The following is a 2,824-nucleotide window of genomic DNA, read 5'->3' as shown; positions in this document are numbered from 1 at the left end:
GTCCAGCAGGCGGTGCCGTCCGCCCCCGCGCGACCGTCCGCCGCTCCGCCGGGCCGTGCCGCGGGCCCGCGGGCCCGCCGAGCGGGTGCGGCCGGGGCGTGAGTCGACGTAGCGGCGCGCTCCCCAGCCGAGCACCGCCTCGGCCAGCAGCAGGCCCAAGCCGGTCTCGACCTGGCCGAGTTGCTCGGCGGCATGCCGGCAGTGACGGCACTCGGCGAGATGCCGGCGGACGTCCGGAAGCAGCGTGCGGCCACGCCGGATCGGCCCATCGAGGAGGCGGTTGTAGAAGCGGCAGTCCTTGCTCGGCGCGAGTTCCCGGTGAGCGTTCACACAGCCTTCCCGGAATTTCTCCCGGGCCTGTCTGAGCGCGACGGTCGCGGTGTCCGCGTCCACGCCGAGCAGGCCGGCCGGCACGGTGATGGACTCGGACTCGACCTCGGTGTGCCACAGCAGGCTCTGGGCGAGCGGCGGAAGGTCCTGGAACGCGCGCTCGGCGAGTGCACGGTTCTCGGGGGTGAGGGACTTCGCCGCGCGCATGCCGCGGCCCCCCGCGGGTTTCCCCAGGCCCGGCAGCACCTCGGTCAGGTGTGCGTCGGCGGACCAGTTCTCCACCATGTCGCGGACGGCGACGAGCAGTCGGGGCCGCAGCGCGTCGGCGCTCTCGCCCAGCGCCACCAGGTCGAGGACCTGGTGGAAGGCGGCGGCGGTGACCAGGTGGGCGAGGCTGCCCGGGGTGGCGAGACAGATCGCCGCGTAGTCCTGGGCGGGCTGCCAGTGCCGTGCCATCAGCAGCCCGGCGGATCGTGCGGCCTCGGCGTCCGAGCCCGCGCGCAGCGGGGCGGCGAGGGAATCGTCCGATTCTCCGGGTGCTGCGCCCGGCGGCGGATACGGAGGACGAGGGGGGTGGGGGGTGAGCACGGAGCGGATTCCTTTGGTGCGTACGGGGCGACCCTGATCGTGCGCGCGGGGAGCGGGAACTCACCGGTGTCGCGTCGGTCCCGGCCCGGTTCCTCGGTCATGGAACGAGGCCCGGCCATTACCCCCCGCACGGGCCGATTTCACCCTTGCACAACTCCCACACGCCCAACAAGGCACTCGCGTAACATCGGCCGCTTTGAAGGAAAGTCAGATTCCTTACGAAATGCGGGTGTTGGTCTTCGGCCGCGGTGCGCGTATGCGCCCCGTGTGAAGCGCGCGCACACGTCGGTCCGGCGCGCACGCTCCCGCCGCGGCCCGGCGGATGGTCCACTGGGAACCGGCCCTCCCCGAAGGCCCCGCGCGGGACGGCGGCTCCCCCGCGCGAAACCGGCCGCCGACCCCGTTCCTCCCGCCCTCGGTCGGCGGCCCCGGGGCGGGGGCCGCGGGCCGGGGGCCGTTCCCCGCTCCCCCGGTCTCCCGCCCCCTCCCCGTCTTCCGCCCCTGTCTCCCCGCGCCGCCCGACGGTTCGGGGCACCCGCGCGCCGGACCCACAGCGGCCGGAAGCGGATCCGGTCGGCCGCGGCGTACCCGTCCGCCTTGCCGGACATCAGGTCGCGGATGAGGTCGACGAGGGCGCCGTAGGGCGGGTCGATGCCGACCCCGTCGGCGAGCACGTAGGCCACACGGCGGTGGCGCGGGCGGAGCGGGCGTCAGGTGTTCCACGACGCGTCATAGACCCGGCCCCTCCCCCGGTTCCGCCCCCTCCTTCGGACCCGCGTCCTCGGCCCCGCACGCCGGGGCCCACCAGGCCGCGGCATCGGTCACCGTTCCTGAAAGACAGATCGGTCAGCGTTCCTGAGAAGACCGAGCGGGCGACGCGTGGCGCGACCAGGCCCGCAACACCTGTCTCGCCGGGTTCCGCTGTCTCGCCGGGTTCCGCCGCGCCTACGACTCCCACCGGACGCCCTGCTTCATCGGCAACCACTTCGAGCGCTGGAACGGCGGCGTCAGCGTCCCCGGTGACCGTCCCCCGAGCTGTATCCCCCGCCGTAGTACGAGCCGTCCCAGGAGCAGGAGTCGGGGTACGGGGGGCGATAGGGATACGGGTAGGGGTGACGGCCGGGGCCGGTGGCGCAGGTACCGGCGAAACCGCTGCTCGACGGGGTGGGCCGCGGATCAGATGTCTTCGTCGGCGACGGGGCGGGGGACGCGGACGGGGCCCGCTCGGCCCGGGGGGCGGGCCCGGTGGTGGCGGTGGGCGACGGCCCGCCGTCGGTGTCCCAGTTGACCACCTGCATCTGGAGCTCGGGCCGCGAGGTGTCGACCACCCAGCGCTGGGCGTCGGCGGCCGAGCGGGACTTCGCGACGAGGGCGCCGGACCCGTCGGTGGCCGCAGGGACGAGGGCCAGGTCCTGGTTCCAGCGCGGCACGAGGGCGCCCTGGAGGGTGAAGTCGTAGCGGACGCTCCTGGTGCGGGGCTGTGCCGCGCCCGTACACGGGGCCAGCCGGACCGAGTAGCCGAGGTGGGAGTCGAGGCACAGGTCCGGGTCGGCGGCGTTGCGCAGCAGTCCGTCGGTCTCGTACGTCCACTGCTGTCCGGCGGCCGAGGAGCAACGGGCCAGTTCGGCCTCCGCGCCCTCGACGGCCTTCTTGCCGACGACGCCGACACAGAGTCCGGAGGCGAGGTTGTGCAGCCTGCCGCGCAGGGTGCCCTGGGCGGTCGCGCTCGCCCCGATCCAGGACGGCTCCGACGGTGCGGAGCCCGATCCGGGTGTCCGGCCGGTCTGCGGGCCGGGGGCGGGGGCGGTGTCGTGGCCGAGGACGGACCACAGCACGAACGGCAGCACGACCAGCCCGCTCACGGTCGTCACGGCCAGGGCGAGGTTGCGCCGGCGGACCCGGCGTG

At 74.7% G+C, this 2,824-nt stretch carries 1 protein-coding gene and 2 pseudogenes; all 3 read right to left on the bottom strand.

What is annotated here, in order from left to right; genetic code table 11:
• Positions 1-918 (bottom strand): annotated as a pseudogene (locus ACWEKM_RS46290) (hydrolase); the annotation flags it as partial.
• Between the two features lie 563 nt (positions 919-1,481).
• A pseudogene (locus ACWEKM_RS46285) lies at positions 1,482-1,601 on the bottom strand (toxin Doc); the annotation flags it as partial.
• 324 nt (positions 1,602-1,925) lie between these two features.
• The coding region (locus ACWEKM_RS46280; protein WP_451627327.1) for an RICIN domain-containing protein at positions 1,926-2,824 on the bottom strand (899 nt) is incomplete at its 5' end.

Source organism: Streptomyces sp. NPDC004752 (genome assembly GCF_053601275.1).
This window is presented reverse-complemented; position numbering and strand designations above follow the sequence as displayed.